21 protein-coding genes and 1 tRNA gene are annotated in these 16,434 nt (G+C 40.9%); 9 read left to right on the forward strand and 13 right to left on the reverse strand.

Annotation, left to right across the window (positions count from 1 at the left end; all coding sequences use genetic code 11):
• The first annotated feature begins 22 nt into the window (after nucleotides 1-22).
• Nucleotides 23-1,330 carry an HD domain-containing protein gene (locus AB2B49_RS05995; protein WP_049506001.1) on the forward strand — a complete coding sequence of 436 codons (1,308 nt, stop codon included), beginning with the start codon at nucleotides 23-25 and terminating at the stop codon, nucleotides 1,328-1,330.
• A gap of 9 nt (nucleotides 1,331-1,339) precedes the next feature.
• Nucleotides 1,340-2,146, forward strand: coding sequence for a sugar-phosphatase (yidA, locus tag AB2B49_RS06000; protein ID WP_049506003.1), 807 nt, complete (start codon nucleotides 1,340-1,342; stop codon nucleotides 2,144-2,146).
• Between the two features lie 275 nt (nucleotides 2,147-2,421).
• Here yidA and AB2B49_RS06005 read toward each other — a convergent pair whose 3' ends face one another.
• A complete protein-coding gene (locus AB2B49_RS06005) occupies nucleotides 2,422-2,610 on the reverse strand; it encodes a helix-turn-helix domain-containing protein (RefSeq protein ID WP_049506005.1) in 189 nt (62 codons plus the stop codon).
• 198 nt (nucleotides 2,611-2,808) lie between these two features.
• On the opposite strand from AB2B49_RS06005, the gene AB2B49_RS06010 reads away from it, so the two are divergent.
• Complete coding sequence (locus tag AB2B49_RS06010) at nucleotides 2,809-2,976, forward strand: YjzC family protein (RefSeq protein ID WP_009729999.1); 168 nt, start codon at nucleotides 2,809-2,811, stop codon at nucleotides 2,974-2,976.
• A 197-nt stretch (nucleotides 2,977-3,173) separates the two neighbouring features.
• Nucleotides 3,174-3,854: a DUF4145 domain-containing protein gene (locus tag AB2B49_RS06015; protein ID WP_049506006.1), complete on the forward strand. Its 681-nt coding sequence runs from the start codon at nucleotides 3,174-3,176 to the stop codon at nucleotides 3,852-3,854.
• A gap of 19 nt (nucleotides 3,855-3,873) precedes the next feature.
• Here the strand turns inward: AB2B49_RS06015 and AB2B49_RS06020 are convergent, their stop codons facing one another.
• Genes AB2B49_RS06020 through AB2B49_RS06030 form a run of 3 tightly spaced genes read right to left on the reverse strand, consistent with a single transcriptional unit; the run spans nucleotide 3,874 to nucleotide 4,422 of the window.
• The gene (locus AB2B49_RS06020) at nucleotides 3,874-4,041 is read right to left on the reverse strand and encodes a hypothetical protein (protein WP_196769372.1); all 168 of its coding nucleotides are present in this window, start codon (nucleotides 4,039-4,041) and stop codon (nucleotides 3,874-3,876) included.
• Between the two features lie 13 nt (nucleotides 4,042-4,054).
• Nucleotides 4,055-4,264 carry a helix-turn-helix domain-containing protein gene (locus tag AB2B49_RS06025; RefSeq protein WP_049506008.1) on the reverse strand — a complete coding sequence of 70 codons (210 nt, stop codon included), beginning with the start codon at nucleotides 4,262-4,264 and terminating at the stop codon, nucleotides 4,055-4,057.
• 11 nt (nucleotides 4,265-4,275) lie between these two features.
• Nucleotides 4,276-4,422, reverse strand: a complete 147-nt coding sequence (locus AB2B49_RS06030; RefSeq protein WP_180367601.1) for a hypothetical protein — start codon at nucleotides 4,420-4,422, stop codon at nucleotides 4,276-4,278.
• Between the two features lie 117 nt (nucleotides 4,423-4,539).
• Between AB2B49_RS06030 and AB2B49_RS06035 the strand changes: the two genes are divergently transcribed.
• The gene (locus AB2B49_RS06035) at nucleotides 4,540-5,010 is read left to right on the forward strand and encodes a hypothetical protein (RefSeq protein ID WP_049506010.1); all 471 of its coding nucleotides are present in this window, start codon (nucleotides 4,540-4,542) and stop codon (nucleotides 5,008-5,010) included.
• Between the two features lie 109 nt (nucleotides 5,011-5,119).
• Nucleotides 5,120-5,392 carry a tyrosine-type recombinase/integrase gene (locus AB2B49_RS06040; RefSeq protein ID WP_231110166.1) on the forward strand — a complete coding sequence of 91 codons (273 nt, stop codon included), beginning with the start codon at nucleotides 5,120-5,122 and terminating at the stop codon, nucleotides 5,390-5,392.
• A 107-nt stretch (nucleotides 5,393-5,499) separates the two neighbouring features.
• Here AB2B49_RS06040 and AB2B49_RS06045 read toward each other — a convergent pair.
• The 6 genes from AB2B49_RS06045 to AB2B49_RS06070 all read right to left on the reverse strand — a co-directional run bounded on the left by AB2B49_RS06045 (nucleotide 5,500) and on the right by AB2B49_RS06070 (nucleotide 7,601).
• Nucleotides 5,500-5,571, reverse strand: a tRNA-Arg gene (locus tag AB2B49_RS06045).
• Between the two features lie 42 nt (nucleotides 5,572-5,613).
• Entirely contained in the window at nucleotides 5,614-5,961 is a 348-nt protein-coding gene (gene rplS, locus AB2B49_RS06050) for a 50S ribosomal protein L19 (RefSeq protein ID WP_001068669.1), read from the reverse strand.
• Nucleotides 5,962-6,079: 118 nt separating this feature from the next.
• Entirely contained in the window at nucleotides 6,080-6,409 is a 330-nt protein-coding gene (gene crcB, locus AB2B49_RS06055; RefSeq protein WP_049506012.1) for a fluoride efflux transporter CrcB, read from the reverse strand.
• Nucleotides 6,403-6,777, reverse strand: a complete 375-nt coding sequence (gene crcB / locus AB2B49_RS06060; protein WP_049506014.1) for a fluoride efflux transporter CrcB — start codon at nucleotides 6,775-6,777, stop codon at nucleotides 6,403-6,405. Before crcB (AB2B49_RS06060) ends, crcB (AB2B49_RS06055) begins: the two co-directional genes overlap by 7 nt.
• On the reverse strand, nucleotides 6,774-7,040 hold the full coding sequence (locus AB2B49_RS06065; RefSeq protein ID WP_049506016.1) for a chorismate mutase: 267 nt from the start codon (nucleotides 7,038-7,040) through the stop codon (nucleotides 6,774-6,776). Before AB2B49_RS06065 ends, crcB (AB2B49_RS06060) begins: the two co-directional genes overlap by 4 nt.
• Before the next feature lie 117 nt (nucleotides 7,041-7,157).
• A complete protein-coding gene (locus AB2B49_RS06070; protein ID WP_049506018.1) occupies nucleotides 7,158-7,601 on the reverse strand; it encodes a flavodoxin in 444 nt (147 codons plus the stop codon).
• 103 nt (nucleotides 7,602-7,704) lie between these two features.
• Between AB2B49_RS06070 and AB2B49_RS06075 the strand changes: the two genes are divergently transcribed.
• From AB2B49_RS06075 to AB2B49_RS06085, 3 genes are all read left to right on the forward strand, one after another.
• Nucleotides 7,705-8,649, forward strand: a complete 945-nt coding sequence (locus tag AB2B49_RS06075) for a DHH family phosphoesterase (protein WP_049506020.1) — start codon at nucleotides 7,705-7,707, stop codon at nucleotides 8,647-8,649.
• A gap of 121 nt (nucleotides 8,650-8,770) precedes the next feature.
• Entirely contained in the window at nucleotides 8,771-9,631 is an 861-nt protein-coding gene (locus AB2B49_RS06080; protein WP_239682024.1) for a lantibiotic ABC transporter permease, read from the forward strand.
• 163 nt (nucleotides 9,632-9,794) lie between these two features.
• Nucleotides 9,795-10,037 carry a type B 50S ribosomal protein L31 gene (locus tag AB2B49_RS06085; protein WP_000710762.1) on the forward strand — a complete coding sequence of 81 codons (243 nt, stop codon included), beginning with the start codon at nucleotides 9,795-9,797 and terminating at the stop codon, nucleotides 10,035-10,037.
• Nucleotides 10,038-10,153: 116 nt separating this feature from the next.
• Here the strand turns inward: AB2B49_RS06085 and AB2B49_RS06090 are convergent, their stop codons facing one another.
• The 3 genes from AB2B49_RS06090 to AB2B49_RS06100 all read right to left on the reverse strand — a co-directional run bounded on the left by AB2B49_RS06090 (nucleotide 10,154) and on the right by AB2B49_RS06100 (nucleotide 16,405).
• Entirely contained in the window at nucleotides 10,154-11,488 is a 1,335-nt protein-coding gene (locus AB2B49_RS06090; RefSeq protein WP_049506023.1) for an Nramp family divalent metal transporter, read from the reverse strand.
• A gap of 216 nt (nucleotides 11,489-11,704) precedes the next feature.
• Nucleotides 11,705-14,881, reverse strand: coding sequence for a carbamoyl-phosphate synthase large subunit (carB, locus tag AB2B49_RS06095; protein WP_049506025.1), 3,177 nt, complete (start codon nucleotides 14,879-14,881; stop codon nucleotides 11,705-11,707).
• 444 nt (nucleotides 14,882-15,325) lie between these two features.
• A complete protein-coding gene (locus tag AB2B49_RS06100) occupies nucleotides 15,326-16,405 on the reverse strand; it encodes a carbamoyl phosphate synthase small subunit (RefSeq protein WP_000166847.1) in 1,080 nt (359 codons plus the stop codon).
• Between the last annotated feature and the right edge of the window lie 29 nt (nucleotides 16,406-16,434).

A 16,434-nucleotide genomic window follows, 5' to 3' on the forward strand; every position in this document is an offset into this window, starting at 1 on the left:
AGGATTTTGCTATAATGGTCATATGAACGAAAAAGTATTCCGTGACCCAGTTCACAACTATATCCATGTCAATAATCAAGTCATCTATGACTTGATCAATACAAAAGAATTTCAACGTCTGCGTCGTATCAAACAGCTAGGAACTTCCAGCTATACCTTTCATGGTGGGGAGCACAGTCGCTTTTCCCACTGTTTGGGGGTCTATGAGATTGCACGACGTATCACAGAGATTTTTGAAGAAAAATATCCTGAAGAATGGGATCCTGCTGAGTCTCTCTTGACCATGACCGCTGCGCTCCTTCATGACCTTGGGCATGGTGCCTACTCCCATACTTTTGAACATCTCTTTGATACAGATCATGAAGCTATTACCCAGGAAATCATCCAAAGTCCTGAGACAGAGATTCACCAAGTCCTGCTTCAAGTGGCGCCAGATTTCCCAGAAAAGGTAGCCAGTGTTATCGACCATACCTATCCTAACAAGCAGGTCGTGCAGCTCATTTCTAGTCAAATTGATGCAGACCGCATGGACTATCTCTTGCGCGACTCCTATTTTACAGGAGCATCTTATGGGGAATTTGACCTGACTCGAATCCTTCGAGTCATTCGTCCAGTCGAAAATGGGATCGCCTTTCAGCGCAACGGTATGCATGCCATCGAAGACTATGTTCTCAGTCGCTACCAGATGTATATGCAGGTTTATTTCCACCCAGCAACACGGGCCATGGAAGTTCTCCTACAAAATCTCCTCAAACGCGCTAAGGAACTCTATCCTGAAGACAAGGACTTCTTTTCACGAACTTCTCCACATCTACTCCCTTTTTTCGAGAAGAAAGTCACTCTCGCTGACTATCTGGCTCTTGATGATGGCGTGATGAATACTTACTTCCAGCTCTGGATGACCAGTCCTGACAAGATTCTCGCAGACTTGTCGCAACGCTTTGTCAACCGTAAAGTCTTTAAATCCATCACCTTTTCACAAGAAGACCAAGACCAACTCGCAACCATGAGACAACTGGTTAAAGAAATCGGTTTTGATCCAGACTACTACACTGCTATTCATAAGAACTTTGACCTCCCTTATGATATCTATCGTCCCGAATCTGAAAATCCACGGACTCAGATTGAAATTTTACAAAAAAATGGGGAGCTGGCAGAACTCTCTAGCCTATCTCCTATCGTCCAATCCCTTGCTGGCAGCCGCCACGGAGATAATCGTTTCTATTTCCCAAAAGAAATGTTAGATCAAAACAGCATCTTCGCAAGTATCACCCAGCAATTTTTACACTTGATTGAGAACGACCATTTTAGCCCAAATAAGAACGAATAGAGGAAATATATGAGTATTAAACTAATCGCCGTCGATATCGATGGTACCCTGGTTAACAGTAAAAAGGAAATCACTCCTGAAGTCTTTTCAGCCATCCAAGACGCCAAAGAAGCCGGTGTCAAAGTCGTCATTGCAACGGGTCGTCCCATCGCAGGTGTTGCCAAACTTCTGAACGACTTAAAGTTGAGAGACGAGGGTGACTATGTTGTAACCTTCAACGGTGCCCTTGTCCAAGAGACTGCTACTGGCCATGAGATTATCAGCGAATCCTTGACCTATGAGGATTATCTGGATATGGAATTCCTCAGTCGCAAGCTCGGTGTCCACATGCACGCCATTACCAAGGATGGTATCTACACTGCCAATCGCAATATCGGAAAATACACGGTGCACGAATCAACCCTCGTCAGCATGCCCATTTTCTACCGTACTCCCGAAGAAATGGCTGACAAGGAAATCGTCAAATGTATGTTCATTGATGAACCAGAAATTCTCGATGCTGCGATTGAAAAGATTCCAGCCGAATTTTACGAGCGCTACTCCATCAACAAATCTGCTCCTTTCTACCTCGAACTCCTTAAAAAGAATGTAGACAAGGGTTCAGCTATTACCCACCTAGCTGAAAAACTCGGATTGACCAAAGATGAAACCATGGCGATCGGGGACGAAGAAAATGACCGCGCCATGCTGGAAGTCGTTGGAAATCCCGTTGTTATGGAAAATGGAAATCCTGAACTCAAAAAAATCGCCAAATACATCACCAAAACGAATGACGAATCTGGCGTAGCCCATGCTATTCGTAAGTGGGTATTGTAGCAAAAGGTAAGAATAGACGAAAACCGCTCAGCAGAGCGGTTTTTGATATAAGTTAGACAATTGCTAATATTATCTAAATATACAGTTACTTAAATCTTGAGAGTACAAAAACCTCAAATTCGTTAATTTTGATTTTTGTTCCCTCAAAAACATTATAGAGCCTTAAAGCTCACTCGTCAATACAATTATTTCAACTAAGATTATTTGATAATGCTATTTCATTCAACGTTCCTTTCTAAATTCGTCCAAGCTGACTTCCGTTAGGTGCTTTTTTGTTACCTTAATTCATCTACGCTGATTTCCAACTCATCAACAATTTTCTTAACCGTGTCAAAATATAAAGCTTTCACCTCTCCATCTCTTAAACGATAGATTCCAGCAGGTTCGATACATGCTTTTAAGCAAAGTTTATAAACTGTCCAATTTCGTTCTGAAAGTTTTTCAGATATTTTTTCCCAAAGCATAGCCTTTTTCTCCTTATATATCTTTATTTTTTTACTTTTTATGCCCATATATGCAATTGCACTATATATTGTGTTTTTTTGAATTTCTTCCTGTTGTTTACACAATATATTGACAAAAATTGTTTTTTAGCATATAATATATCTTGACTAAGACCTCTCACCGTTTTAGTCAAAATTTCAACAGAAAGGAGTAGTCTTATGTCAAAGACTCCTATAAAACCTGGAACAGATAATCAGAAGCCTGGTTACTATGTAGAGGTAGGACCTCGAGGTGGAAAAGTCACTAATGGTCATACCGCAACTATCGGAAAAGGTGATCGGCTCCCTCCGACATCAGCTAAAGGCAATGGCTGGAAAAAAGTCTAGTCTTCGTTTGCGTACAATCGTTCAATGGTTGTACGCTTTTTCCATAGACAAAAGCACATTCCAAAAATATTGATTTGAATCCATGCTTCAGCGTAATCTTTCCCATCGCTTGCGTAATGAGTTATGTAATGATGTATCATATCTATTCCTTCTTAAATTTGGTATAATAAAGATAATAAAACGATTGGAGAAATCTTATGGATTCTAATAAGCTATTCTGCTTGTTTTGCGGTTATTCAGTCCCAAACCACTACGATACATTCCGAGAAGAAGAACACTACTTTCAGATTCGACGTCCACATATTAAGGTTGAGGAAAATTTAAGCGACAAAATAGCAATACAAACAATGAATTGTCCAAACTGTCATAAAGTTTCAATCGATATCGTGGGCGTAGGAAGTCAATTCCCGAATCGAATTATGCACTTCAATCCAATTTCTCTCGCTAAAGCCTATCCAGATTACATCCCGCAAACAATCAGAAATGATTATGAAGAAGCTCACGCTATCTTAAATCTCAGCCCCAAATCCTCCGCAACCCTCTCTAGACGTTGTTTACAAGGAATGATTAGGGATTTTTGGGGAATTTCGAAAGCAAGATTAGTAGATGAGATAGACGCTTTAAAAGATCTTGTTGATCCAAGTACTAAAAAGGTACTTGATGCCCTACGAAAACTTGGAAACATTGGAGCTCATCCAGAAAAAGATGTAAATCTTATAGTAGATATTGAACCCAATGAGGCTCACATGCTGCTGAAATTTATAGAATTACTTATGCAAAAATGGTATATCGAACGCCATGACAACGAGCAATTACTACAAGATATTTTGGATTTGGACAAAGATAAACAAAATCAACGCAAATCTAAAAATTCTTGATAATGTTGAGAGTAAGGATCTAATTCAAAATTAGATCGCCGTCCATATTGTAATATTGCTTGACAATTCGAATTTTATCCGCTTCAGTTCCTTCGTCTCTCAAAATTGAAAGGTGGATAACTTTTTCAACCTTCAATTCATCAGATCTACCACGTCTATCGTGGTATTTTTCTTTTTTCTCTGGCATCTTTCTACCCCTCCTACTCTCCTAAATCAACCCTGCTTTCATCGATGCCTAGGACATCGCACACTCGGTTTTTCAATCTGTCGCTTCCCTTACCATACTTCAGCAATTCTGAAATGGTAGGCTTCTTTACTCCACAAGCACGAGCAAGGTGTGTTTGTGTCATTCCTTTTGAATTCAGTTTGTCTTTGACAATCTGAATCCACTTTTGATGTTGTTGACTCATATATTCCCTTTCTATTGTTTCGTCTCACTTTCCAGCGCTCTGAGTTCTATCTCGTGGCTAACTTGTCTCAATAGCTTCTCACACGCTATTTTAGCTTCTCTATATGTTTTAGATTCGCTGATGATGTAATCAGCAAGTTCGATGATTTTATCTTCCATTCAACCTCCTATATCAGTCTCAAGGCTGATGTAATATCCTCCTAAATTGCTATAATAATCTTGACTAGGACCTCTCACCGTTTTAGTCAAAATTCCAATAGAATGGAGGAAATGAGAATGAATCTAAATCAAATTCGTATTTTAGAAGCTTGTCATAATTTTTTGATTGGTCGTACGGAATTTAAGGATGAATTACAAAATGATTCCCTCGTCTACCGATTCCAAGATAAAAATATTACCTTTGTAACCTATCAAGAATACAGGAATTTATCATTTATCGATTTCAAATTAAAATATGGTTATCTAGATGATTCTATAACCTATTTAGATAATAGAGAAGAATTGATAAGTGCATTCCCAAGCGAACACGAACTAAGAGCCTTAAACGAAGTGCCTGATATGGAACAAGCTCGTATTCAGATTTTTAAACTACTATCACAAGCTAATCTTGAAATACTAACTGAAAAAAATTCAAATGCCAAAAAAGATTATTTTGGTTACCAGTTCCGTAATCTCGAAACAAAAGAATCATATCCAATTTATTTGTTTCCAGAAAATGCTAATTTTGAACTAGTTGCTATCATTTGATAGGATATCTGCTTCAAAACGAAACCAATTCAGCTCATGAGCAAGCTCTTCAAGCTCGTGAGCTTTTTTATTATGGCTTCAAGCCATAACAAAAAGCAGTATCCGAAAGATACCACTTGACGACTCAACTCTAGAATTATTAAAAAAGTACAGACAAGATCATTGGCTGGAAAATAAAGATAATCGTATTTTCTCTAACATATCAAACAATGCAGTCAATAAGGCCTTAAGATATATCGTTGGAAGAAATGTCCATGCTCACTCTCTCAGGCACACTTATGCTTCTTTTTTGATTTCAAAACACGTTGAACTACTATCTATCTCTAAAATCCTTGGCCATGAGAATATGAACATCACTATTGAGGTGTACGCTCACCGTTGAAGGAATTAGAGGAGGCAAGTAATTCGGAAGTAAGAGAGATATTCTCAAATTTAGGGGCGGATTTGGGGCGGAACGCCTCAAAAACCCAGTAAAATCAATAGTTTATATGCCCCCTGCAGGAATCGAACCTGCAACTACTCCTTAGGAGGGAGTTGTTATATCCATTGAACTAAGGGAGCTAGAGAAAAACCCTGCTGGGTGAGCAGAGTTTTTTAGTCGAATTAACGACGGATTTCTTTGATACGAGCTGCTTTACCTTGAAGAGCACGCAAGTAGTACAATTTCGCACGACGTACTTTACCGTAACGAACAACTTCGATCTTTTCAACACGTGGAGTGTGGATTGGGAAGATACGCTCAACACCTACACCGTTAGAGATTTTACGAACTGTGTAGTTTTCTGAGATGCCAGCACCTTTACGTGCGATAACAACACCTTCAAAAATCTGGATACGTTCACGGTTACCTTCGACAACTTTCGCGTGTACACGAACTGTGTCACCAGGACGGAATGATGGGATATCTGTACGAAGTTGACCTTCAGTCAAGCTTTGGATTAATGGATTCATTTTATTCTCCTATCTTTGTCAATCTTGAGGAACCTTCCTCAGCGGATAAACTGTATTTTTGTGCGTCCATTACACACAAGATACAGTTTACCAAATTTCCACCTAAAAGTAAAGAAATTTATAGCAGAATTCCTAAAAAAATCGCTAGAAAACCGCCTATGTAAGTTAAGAGAAAATAGCTATAAAATACCTTCTTGTCACTTAACAGTCTTTGTAGCTCATCATTCAAGGTTGAAAAGGTCGTTAACCCTCCACAAAAACCTGTCGCTAGGATAGCATAGATTTCCTTGGACTCCACATGATTGTAGAATAGGCCAATTAAAAAACATCCTAGAAGATTGGCAATGAGAGTTCCCAATGGCAATTTTGAAGGTTGATTATAGCGGGAAAAGAAATAACGCACCAGGGCTCCGAACCCGCAGGCGATTGCAAGATAAACGATTACCATTTCTTCCTCCCTAGAACATAAGCCAAGAGCAGACCTCCTCCAATACTAAAAATCAAATACAGGACTAAACTAAGATAACGCCCAGTATCGAGCAATTTCACAGCATCCAAGAGTAGACTAGAAAAGGTTGTTAAACCTCCGCAAAAACCCGTCCCCAGCGCCAAAACCAAGCCTTTACTAGTTCCCTTATGGGCCAGATAGCCTTTCACCAGATAGACCAAGCAGAATATTCCCAGATAGTTGACGAGAAGGGTCCCCCAAGGAAAGTCTGGGCTAGCTGGTAACCAAGTGGAAATGAGATAGCGGACAAGGCCACCCAACATAGCTGCTAGAAAAATTCCGAGCGGATAGAATTGTTCTTTTTTCATTTGATATTTTGATCCTGATAATCACGCGAACGTTTGAGAATGTCTGAAAAAGTCGCAACAATGGTCTCCTGATAGCACTTATCTTCTACTCTATTTCTGACTTTTTCAAAAATGATTTCTTCTCTCTTAGTATCTAAAATAGGTTTTCCAGAGGCTTTCTTATAGGCAACTACTCCCTCAACCAAATGCATTCGTTCTTCTAGGAGCTTAACGATTTGGTCGTCGATTTGATCAATTTCTTGCCGAATAATATCTAAGTTCATACAGTCTCCTCCTTTATTTGAATTATTGTATCAAAAAGCTACCAAATAGGCTAGTAAAATCCCAAAATAACTAATAAAAAAACGCACTGACTTCTTCCAGTCAGCGCAGTTTGATTCTTATCCTACTTTTGCAGCCAATTCTTCTGCGAATTGTTCCAAACGCTCGATGTCTTCTTCTTCGGCAGAGAGGTCCACTTTAACACACTCTGAACCTTTTTCTGCTCCTGTCGCTACAAAAACGCGATCAAAGTCATCGACAGCCTTACAGAATTCGTCGTAGAAGGTATCTCCTGAACCGACCACTCCGTAAATTTTGCCATTCAAGTTGAGATCGGCTAGGTCTTCGTAGAAGTCCATCATCTCATCTGGCAATTCTCCATCACCGTAAGTATAGGTCGCAACGATTGCGATATCCGTCTCCAAGAAGTCTGAAGCGTCAACAGTCGTACATTCATCCACATCGACATCCAAGCCCAAGTCACGCAATTTGTCTGCTACAATATCTGCAATTTCTTCGGTATTACCGGTCATACTGGCAAATACAATTTTTGCTAATGCCATATCATCCTCCTCAATTTATCTTTCTCCATTATATCATATCTTTTTCATTTTAAAAATAAAAATTCTTGTGCTACAATGAAATGAGAAAGAATTGAGGTTATTTATGGAAATTTGCCAGCAAATTTTAGAGAAAATCAAAGAATACGATACCATTATCATTCATCGTCATATGAAACCAGATCCGGATGCCTTAGGGAGTCAGGTAGGTTTGAAAGCTCTTCTCACACACCATTTTCCAGAAAAGACCATCAAAGCAGTCGGTTTTAACGAACCAACTCTAACTTGGATGGCGGAAATGGATACTGTCCAAGACAGTGACTACCAAGGAGCTCTTGCTATTATTTGTGATACAGCGAATCGTCCTCGTATCGATGATAAACGCTACGAACAAGCTGCTTTCACCATCAAAATCGATCACCATCCAAATGATGATATCTATGGTGACCTATCTTGGGTGGATACAAGTTCAAGCAGTGCCAGTGAGATGATTGCTCTATTTGCTCAAGAAAATCAGCTAACTTTGTCTAGTGAAGCGGCACGACTTCTCTATGCAGGAATTGTCGGGGACACAGGGCGTTTTCTCTACCCGTCAACTAGTGCCCGTACCTTTAGAATAGCTAGCCAGCTCCGAGAAATTGATTTTGACTTTGCTGGACTGTCTCGTCAAATGGATACCATGAGCTTCAAGATTGCAAAATTGCAAGGGTATGTTTATGATCACTTAGAAGTTGATGAGAATGGAGCCGCACGCGTTCTACTTACTCAAGACATCTTGAAAAAATATAAGGTTACAGATGCTGAAACAGCGGCAATTGTCGGAGCACCTGGCCGAATTGATACTGTTAAGGCTTGGGCTATCTTTGTTGAGCAAGCTGATGGTCATTTCCGTGTGCGTATGCGTAGTAAAATCACTCCTATCAATGAGATAGCCAAACGACACGACGGGGGAGGGCATCCATTAGCCAGTGGCGCCAATTCCTATAGTCTAGAAGAAAACGAACAAATATACAAAGAGCTGAAAGAGGCTCTACAGATTCACCAAGGCTAAGAAAGAATTTTCTTGGCCTTTTATATGCTAGATTCTTAAAATATACGGTTTCTTTGTACCTCAGTTTATGGTATAATAAATCAAACTGAATAAAAGGAGACTTAATAATGGAAAAAATCGTTTGTATATTCTCATTTCTGCTGGAGTAGCCATCCTTGGTTCACTTTTGCCATGGGCTAGTTTAAATGCAGGTTCTTTTGGATCCTATAGCGTGAATGGTTACCAAGGAGATGGGTGGTTTGTCATTATCGCAGCTATTGTGTCTATTGTTCTTGCTTGCTTGAATAATATGAATAAAGCAATGCCTAAAGGGTTCTCAATTGGTGTCATTGTTGCAGGTGCAATTGCAACTCTTGTCACACTAAATAGTCTCTTTAATGTAAATAAGTACATGTCTAACTTTGGTGGATATGGCATTTCAATCGGCTTTGGTTTGATTTTAGCTATTCTTGCTAGCATTGCACTTGTTGTAACTGGTCTCTTGGCAATGTCAGGTGGTAAAATTACAAAAGAGTCATTTACTGAATTAGCTGAGTCTGGTAAAGATTTTGCTCAGACTGTCGGACGTGTAACAAGCTCTACCGTTAAAACTGCAGTAGAAGAAATCAAAAAAGAATCTCAAGAACGTAAAAAAGAAGAAACTACAGCTGATAAAACAGAGACAGCTAAAGAGGAAACCGAGCAAAAAGAAGAAGCTAAGGAACCAGCTAATGTGGAAGCTGAGTCAACAGAAGAAAACGCAGAACCAGTAAAAGAAGAAACTACTGAATCTGAATCTGACTCTGAAACAAAAACAGAAGCTGAGCCAGTAGCCGAACCAACAGAAACAGAGGCTGAAGCTGAAACTGTAACAGAATCAACAGAAACAGAAATTACTGAATCTGAAAAAGAAGCAAAATTAGCAGCAGAAAACACAGAACCAGTAAAAGAAACAGAAGTAAAAAATCAACAAGAAGAAAAAACTCCAAATCAAGAGAACTAATCATTCTTCTACCGTCACTCCAGTAAACACTGGAGTGATTTTTTATCAAGATTTTTAATAAAATCAGGGAAAAGACTTGCCAAACTTATCAGAATCTGATAGACTAGTATGGTAACAATCTATGGCTCGCAAAGAGACCATGGCAGAAAGGAAATATTGCAAAATGAAAAAAGATATCCATCCAGAATATCGCCCAGTTGTCTTCATGGACACAACTACTGGTTACAAATTCCTTAGCGGTTCAACAAAACGCTCTAACGAAACTGTTGAGTTTGAAGGCGAAACTTACCCATTGATCCGTGTGGAAATTTCATCAGACTCACACCCATTCTACACTGGACGTCAAAAGTTCACTCAAGCAGATGGACGCGTGGATCGTTTCAACAAAAAATACGGTCTCAAATAATGATAAAAAAGAACAGTTACCACTGTTCTTTTTTTGTACTTCTTTTTATGAACCAACCCCTACTACTTTCTATTTGTCAAGCTTCACGCTGACACTATAATTGATGTCAAACGAGGTTAAAAAATATCGAAAAGAAGCTTGATATTGAGAATGGTCAAGATGATTGAAACTGCGTAACCTAGGATGGTGTTCCACTTGGCATTGGTGAATTCTCCCATCAGTGACTTCTTAGAGGTCAGATAGATTAAAGGGAAGATTGAAAACGGAAGAGCGATTGACAGAAAGACCTGTGAATAGACCAATAACTGATCCAAGGTTTTTTCTTGATGTCCAAACAAAACGGCGACTATAATCACAGGGAGCAAGGCAAAAATACGGGTAGCGATACGAATAATCCACTGAGGCAATTTCAGATGCAAGAAACCTTCCATGACAATCTGTCCTGTTAAAGTACCTGTAATGGTCGAATTTTGTCCACTTGCTAAGAGGGCTAGGGCAAATAAAGTTGACAGAGTTGAGCTGGCTATCGCTCCTGCTATTGTCGAATCCTGTAAAGCATTGTACATTTGAGAAAAAGCTGAAATTTCAGATGCATGACCAAAAAAGAGAGATGCCCCTAAAATGAGAAGCAAGGAATTGACAATAAAGGCTAGAGACAGCTGAATATTTGAATCCCAGGTCATAAAACGCACGGCTTTTCGAACATCCTTCTTATCTTTGTGATTGATTTTCCTTGTTTGGGATAGGGAGGAATGGAGATAGAGATTATGGGGCATGACTGTCGCACCTACAATCCCTAGAGCCAAAGTCAATTGGCTTTCATGACCTGGTAATGGTGTTTCAAATAATGTAGGAGTCGGTAAATAACCACCAAAGATACCCTGAATACTTGGACTGGATAAGACCACCAGATAGGTAAAGATGGCTAATATGGTTAAAATAAGAGTCGTAACAATGGCTTCAATTTTTTTGAAGCCAAATTTCATCAACAACAACAAAAGAAATACATCTAAAACGGTTAAGAGGATAGCGACCATAATCGGTATTTTAAATAAAAGATTTAAGGCAATCGCTGAACCTAGAACCTCGGCTAAGTCTGTTGCCATTAAAGCTAATTCTAAAATCAGCCACAAACTATAGCGAAGCCACTTGGGAGCATGATGAGCTGTTGCCTGTGCTAGGTCCATCCTAGTCACGATACCGAGCTTTCCAGCCATTTGTTGTAGTTGCATGGCAATGATGGATGAAATCAAAATAACAAATAAGAGACTATATTTGTAGGAAGCACCACCAACCACACTGGTAATCCAGTTTCCAGGATCCATATAACCAACTGCTACAAGGGCTCCAGGTCCTAAAAAAGCTTTTAGATTTTGCCAAAAATGATTGTTATTCGGAGTTTCAATAGATTGGTTGATCTCAGAAAGAGAGACTTTTTTGTAAGAAGACATCGGAATTTTACACTTTCTAATCTGTCTTTACCTATTTTCTTAATGGAGTTTTTGAAAATATAATGAAAATAGTTTTCCATTTCCAATTATTCCTTATTATATCACAATTTAGAATGATTCTTAAGGAAAGAATGATGGTTGAAATAGACAATATCTGTATTGCAAAAGCCAGCGTTTTCTGACGCTGGCTTTAAAACAGTGAAAATTCTTTCTCAACTAGATCGCTTCTGTGACAAAACTACGACTTTCTAGCACCTTGAGCATGGCATTTGCTGTGTCTAGGGCTGTGAAGAGGGGCACACCGTGTTCAATGGCTGAACGACGGATTTGCTCACCATCTTCGTCAGCAGTTCGTTTGGTTCCGACAGTATTGATGATGGCTTGAATTTTCCCTTTGCGGACAAAGCTTGGGATATCCTGTTCATCGTCACCAATCTTACCAACAGGTTGGGCTTGAAGTCCATGACTGGCAAAGAAGGCTGCTGTCCCTTCTGTCGCGAGGATACCATAACCGATATTTTGGAAACGACGAGCCAAGTCCAAGGCTTCATCTTTGGCATCATCAGCAATGGTAAAGACAACATTCCCAAAGGTTGGCAAGTGTAGGTAGGAAGCTTCAAAAGCCTTGTAGAGAGCTTTTTCAAGAGTAGTATCAGAACCCATAACTTCCCCTGTTGACTTCATTTCAGGACCAAGCAAGCTATCTACCTTAGCTAGTTTCGTAAAGGAGAAGACTGGTGCCTTGATATGAACGCGAGTACTTTCTGGATAAAGTCCATCTTGGTAACCCAGTTCTTCAAGACTTTGACCAAGAATGAGCTTAGTCGCTACCTGAGCCATAGGAATATTGGTTACCTTAGAAAGGAATGGCACCGTACGGCTGGCACGTGGATTGACCTCAATAACATAGACTTTCTCATCCTTGATGACAAACTGAATGTTCATCATTCCAAGACAATTAAGACCGATTGCTAGGCGTTTGGTGTAGTCTGCGATAGTTTCCTGAACCTTTTGAGACAAGGTTTGTGGAGGATAAACGGCCATTGAGTCACCTGAGTGGACACCGGCACGTTCGATATGTTCCATGATACCAGGGATGAGAACATTTTCCCCGTCTGAGATGGCATCGACTTCACACTCTTGCCCAACGATGTAAGAATCGACAAGGACTGGATGGTCTGGACTAGCCTTAACAGCGGTACGCATGTAAGAACGAAGGTCTTCTTCGTTTTCTACGATTTCCATGGCACGTCCACCCAAGACATAAGATGGACGAACGAGGACTGGGAAACCAATCTTGCGAGCAGCAAGCACAGCTTCTTCTTCATTGGTAGCTGTTTGACCTGGTGGCTGTGGAATATCCAAGTCTTTAAGGGCTTGTTCAAAGAGGTCACGGTCTTCGGCACGGTCTAGGTCAGCGACTTGCGTACCAAGGATGGTCACACCTGCTTTTGCCAAAGGCTCCGCAAGGTTGATGGCTGTTTGACCACCGAACTGAACGATAACGCCTTTTGGTTGCTCCAAATCGATAACATTCATGACATCTTCGAATGTTAATGGCTCGAAGTAAAGTTTGTCTGATACCGAGAAGTCTGTTGAAACGGTCTCTGGGTTTGAGTTCATGATGATAGCTTCATAACCAGCAGCCTGAATCGCCTTAACAGAGTGAACAGTTGCATAGTCGAATTCAACCCCTTGACCGATACGGATTGGACCTGAACCTAGGACTAGGACGGATTCCTTATCAGACTTGATAGACTCATTTTCCCATCCATAGGTTGAATAGAAATATGGTGTTTCAGAGTCAAATTCTGCCGCACAGGTATCGACCATCTTGTAAACTGGGACAATCTTGTTTTCCAAGCGAAGTTGGCGAACTTGGTCGGCAGTTGTTTTCCAGAGTTCAGCAATCTTGCGGTCTGAGAAGCCATTGAGTTTGGCTGTTTTCAAGACTTCTAGATCTTGTGGATGGGCACCTAATTCTTGCTCAATTTCAAAGATGTGCAAGAGTTTATCCAGATAGAAGATATCAATCTTAGTCAATTCAGCAATTTCTTCTGGTGTATAACCACGGCGAATGGCCTCTGATACGTAGAAGAGACGGTCATCTTGGGCTTTCACAACCTTTTCAATCAAGGCATCATCTGAAACAGTTGCCAGTTCAGGCATTTCATTGTGGTGAACTCCAATTTCAAGAGAGCGACATGCCTTGAGAAGTGACTCCTCAATGTTACGACCAATAGCCATGACTTCTCCAGTCGCCTTCATTTGGGTCCCAAGACGACGCTCACCTTTTTCAAACTTGTCAAATGGGAAACGTGGAATCTTAGCAACCACGTAGTCAAGAGCTGGCTCAAACATGGCATAGGTTGAACCTGTAACTGGGTTTATAACCTCATCCAATGTCAAACCGACGGCAATCTTGGCAGCCAATTTGGCAATCGGATAACCCGTCGCCTTAGAAGCAAGGGCTGACGAACGCGATACACGAGGGTTTACTTCGATAACATAGTACTTGAAGCTATGCGGATCAAGGGCCAGCTGAACGTTACACCCACCTTCAATCTTGAGAGCGCGGATAATGCTCAAGCTCGCGTCACGTAGCATTTGGTTTTCATAGTCTGACATGGTTTGCGCAGGAGCAAATACGATAGAATCCCCTGTATGAATCCCAACTGGGTCAAAGTTTTCCATGTTACAAACAACGAGGGCATTGTCAGCTGAATCGCGCATAACCTCGTATTCGATTTCCTTGAAACCAGCGATTGAACGTTCAATCAAACATTGGGTAACAGGTGACAGTTTCAACCCATTTTCAGCGATTTCACGCAATTCTTCCTCGTTGGCACACATACCACCACCAGTACCACCTAGGGTAAAGGCTGGACGAACGATAACAGGGTAGCCGATTGATGTCGCAAAGGAAACAGCTTCTTCCACTGTGTTGACAATTTCAGATTCAGGAATCGGCTGCTCAAGCTCTTCCATCAATTGTTTAAAGAGGTCACGGTCCTCCGCTTGGTCGATGGCAGACAATTTAGTCCCCAGAAGTTCGACACCAAGCTCATCAAGAATACCGTTTTTAGACAATTCCATGGCCATATTGAGCCCTGTCTGACCACCAAGTGTGGGGAGCAAGGCATCTGGACGTTCCTTACGGAGAATACGTGTCACAAACTCGAGTGTAATCGGTTCGATGTAGACCTTATCCGCAATCTCCTTATCCGTCATGATGGTTGCAGGGTTTGAGTTAACCAAAACAACCTCATAACCTTCCTCTTTCAACGACAAGCAAGCCTGGGTCCCAGCGTAGTCAAACTCAGCAGCCTGACCAATAATAATCGGACCAGAACCAATCACCATAATTTTTTGAATATCAGTACGTTTAGGCATAGTTTATGATACAAAGCCCGTAAAGAACATAGTGAAAATAGGAAACTCGGTGCAGACGCCTTTAGCGTCAAGACGATGTTTATCTTTTTCACACAGTTCTTAGGGCGTGTTCACTTCCGCGAACAATGTATCTTCTCCTTTCTATTCGGCAACTCTCAGGTTGCCATTAAATAAATTCTCCGACGATTTTTTAGAGAAACGATATTTTTCGATAAAAAATCTAGTGCAGGGAGTTTTTAGTTCGCCCGATAGCGACTAAAAAACGACCTGACTTTCTATCGTCGCCTCACAGAGCGACATTAAATAAGATACAAAGGACGAATAGAAAGCGATTGAATTTTAGGAAACCAAGGAAGGATTGACAATCCAAGTTGGTTTCTCTAAATTCCGAGCTTTCCGTCCGTGTTCAGTTACATAAATTCTCCGACGAGCTTTTACTCGTTCTTAGTTTGCTTGTTTAAAAGCTTCCATCATCTCGATAAATTCGTCAAAGAGGTAGCTAGCGTCGTGTGGACCGGGAGCTGCGTCTGGGTGGAATTGTACAGAAAAACCTGGTTGGTATCTGTGGCGAACTCCTTCAACTGATTTGTCATTGATTTCTTCGTGGGTGATGATCAAATGCTCTGGCAAGTCCTCACGGCTGACTGCATAACCATGGTTTTGGCTAGTAAAGTCTACACGTCCTGTTGCAATTTCACGTACCGCATGGTTAAATCCACGGTGTCCAAATTTCATCTTATAAGTCTTAGCCCCGTTTGCCATGGCAAAGAGTTGGTGTCCCATACAAATTCCGAAGATTGGAATTTTTCCTTGCACACCACGAATCATGTCCAGTGCTTCTGGAACGTCTTCTGGGTTACCTGGTCCATTTGACAACATAACTCCGTCAGGATTAAGGTGGAGAATTTCTTCTGCCGTTGTTGAATACGGAACGACGGTCACGTTACAGTTACGCTTAGAAAGTTCACGTAAGATTGAGTGCTTGAGACCAAAGTCTACTAAGACCACACTCAAACCAACTCCTGGAGCTGGATAGGAAGTTTTAGTGGAAACCTGTTTGATATTGTCTGTCGGCAAGACTGTTGCTTGGAGCTGGTCCGTCACATGGTCCATACTGTCCCCGACGTGAGTCAAGGTTGCACGCATCGTACCATGCTTACGGATAATCTTGGTAAGGGCACGCGTATCAATCCCTGAAATACCAGGAATTTTCTTGGCTTTCAAAAATTCATCTAGCGTCATTTGGTTGCGCCAGTTGCTAGCTCTACGTGCCTCTTCAAAAACAACGACTCCCTTACAAGTTGGAATGATGGATTCATAATCATCACGGTTAATTCCATAATTTCCCACCAAAGGATAAGTAAAGGTCAAGATTTGTCCATTATAAGACTGGTCTGTAATGGATTCTTGGTAGCCGGTCATCCCTGTATTAAAGACGATTTCACCTGTTACATCAATATCTGCTCCGAAGGCCTTGCCTTCAAAAACTGTGCCATCTTCTAATACTAGAAGTCTTTTTGTCATATTTTCACCTCTCGTGGACGCTCACTGGC

Source organism: Streptococcus jiangnanensis, from assembly GCF_040888325.1.
Lineage (GTDB): Bacteria > Bacillota > Bacilli > Lactobacillales > Streptococcaceae > Streptococcus > Streptococcus jiangnanensis.

Excerpts from the sequence above, each read along its gene's own strand:
- AB2B49_RS05995 (WP_049506001.1), top strand. The coding sequence starts at position 23 with ATGAACGAAAAAGTATTCCGTGACCCAGTTCACAACTATATCCATGTC.
- yidA (WP_049506003.1), top strand. The coding sequence starts at position 1,340 with ATGAGTATTAAACTAATCGCCGTCGATATCGATGGTACCCTGGTTAAC.
- AB2B49_RS06005 (WP_049506005.1), bottom strand. The coding sequence starts at position 2,610 with ATGCTTTGGGAAAAAATATCTGAAAAACTTTCAGAACGAAATTGGACA.
- AB2B49_RS06010 (WP_009729999.1), top strand. The coding sequence starts at position 2,809 with ATGTCAAAGACTCCTATAAAACCTGGAACAGATAATCAGAAGCCTGGT.
- AB2B49_RS06015 (WP_049506006.1), top strand. The coding sequence starts at position 3,174 with ATGGATTCTAATAAGCTATTCTGCTTGTTTTGCGGTTATTCAGTCCCA.
- AB2B49_RS06020 (WP_196769372.1), bottom strand. The coding sequence starts at position 4,041 with ATGCCAGAGAAAAAAGAAAAATACCACGATAGACGTGGTAGATCTGAT.
- AB2B49_RS06025 (WP_049506008.1), bottom strand. The coding sequence starts at position 4,264 with ATGAGTCAACAACATCAAAAGTGGATTCAGATTGTCAAAGACAAACTG.
- AB2B49_RS06030 (WP_180367601.1), bottom strand. The coding sequence starts at position 4,422 with ATGGAAGATAAAATCATCGAACTTGCTGATTACATCATCAGCGAATCT.
- AB2B49_RS06035 (WP_049506010.1), top strand. The coding sequence starts at position 4,540 with ATGAATCTAAATCAAATTCGTATTTTAGAAGCTTGTCATAATTTTTTG.
- rplS (WP_001068669.1), bottom strand. The coding sequence starts at position 5,961 with ATGAATCCATTAATCCAAAGCTTGACTGAAGGTCAACTTCGTACAGAT.
- crcB (WP_049506012.1), bottom strand. The coding sequence starts at position 6,409 with ATGGTAATCGTTTATCTTGCAATCGCCTGCGGGTTCGGAGCCCTGGTG.
- crcB (WP_049506014.1), bottom strand. The coding sequence starts at position 6,777 with ATGAAAAAAGAACAATTCTATCCGCTCGGAATTTTTCTAGCAGCTATG.
- AB2B49_RS06065 (WP_049506016.1), bottom strand. The coding sequence starts at position 7,040 with ATGAACTTAGATATTATTCGGCAAGAAATTGATCAAATCGACGACCAA.
- AB2B49_RS06070 (WP_049506018.1), bottom strand. The coding sequence starts at position 7,601 with ATGGCATTAGCAAAAATTGTATTTGCCAGTATGACCGGTAATACCGAA.
- AB2B49_RS06075 (WP_049506020.1), top strand. The coding sequence starts at position 7,705 with ATGGAAATTTGCCAGCAAATTTTAGAGAAAATCAAAGAATACGATACC.
- AB2B49_RS06085 (WP_000710762.1), top strand. The coding sequence starts at position 9,795 with ATGAAAAAAGATATCCATCCAGAATATCGCCCAGTTGTCTTCATGGAC.
- AB2B49_RS06090 (WP_049506023.1), bottom strand. The coding sequence starts at position 11,488 with ATGTCTTCTTACAAAAAAGTCTCTCTTTCTGAGATCAACCAATCTATT.
- carB (WP_049506025.1), bottom strand. The coding sequence starts at position 14,881 with ATGCCTAAACGTACTGATATTCAAAAAATTATGGTGATTGGTTCTGGT.
- AB2B49_RS06100 (WP_000166847.1), bottom strand. The coding sequence starts at position 16,405 with ATGACAAAAAGACTTCTAGTATTAGAAGATGGCACAGTTTTTGAAGGC.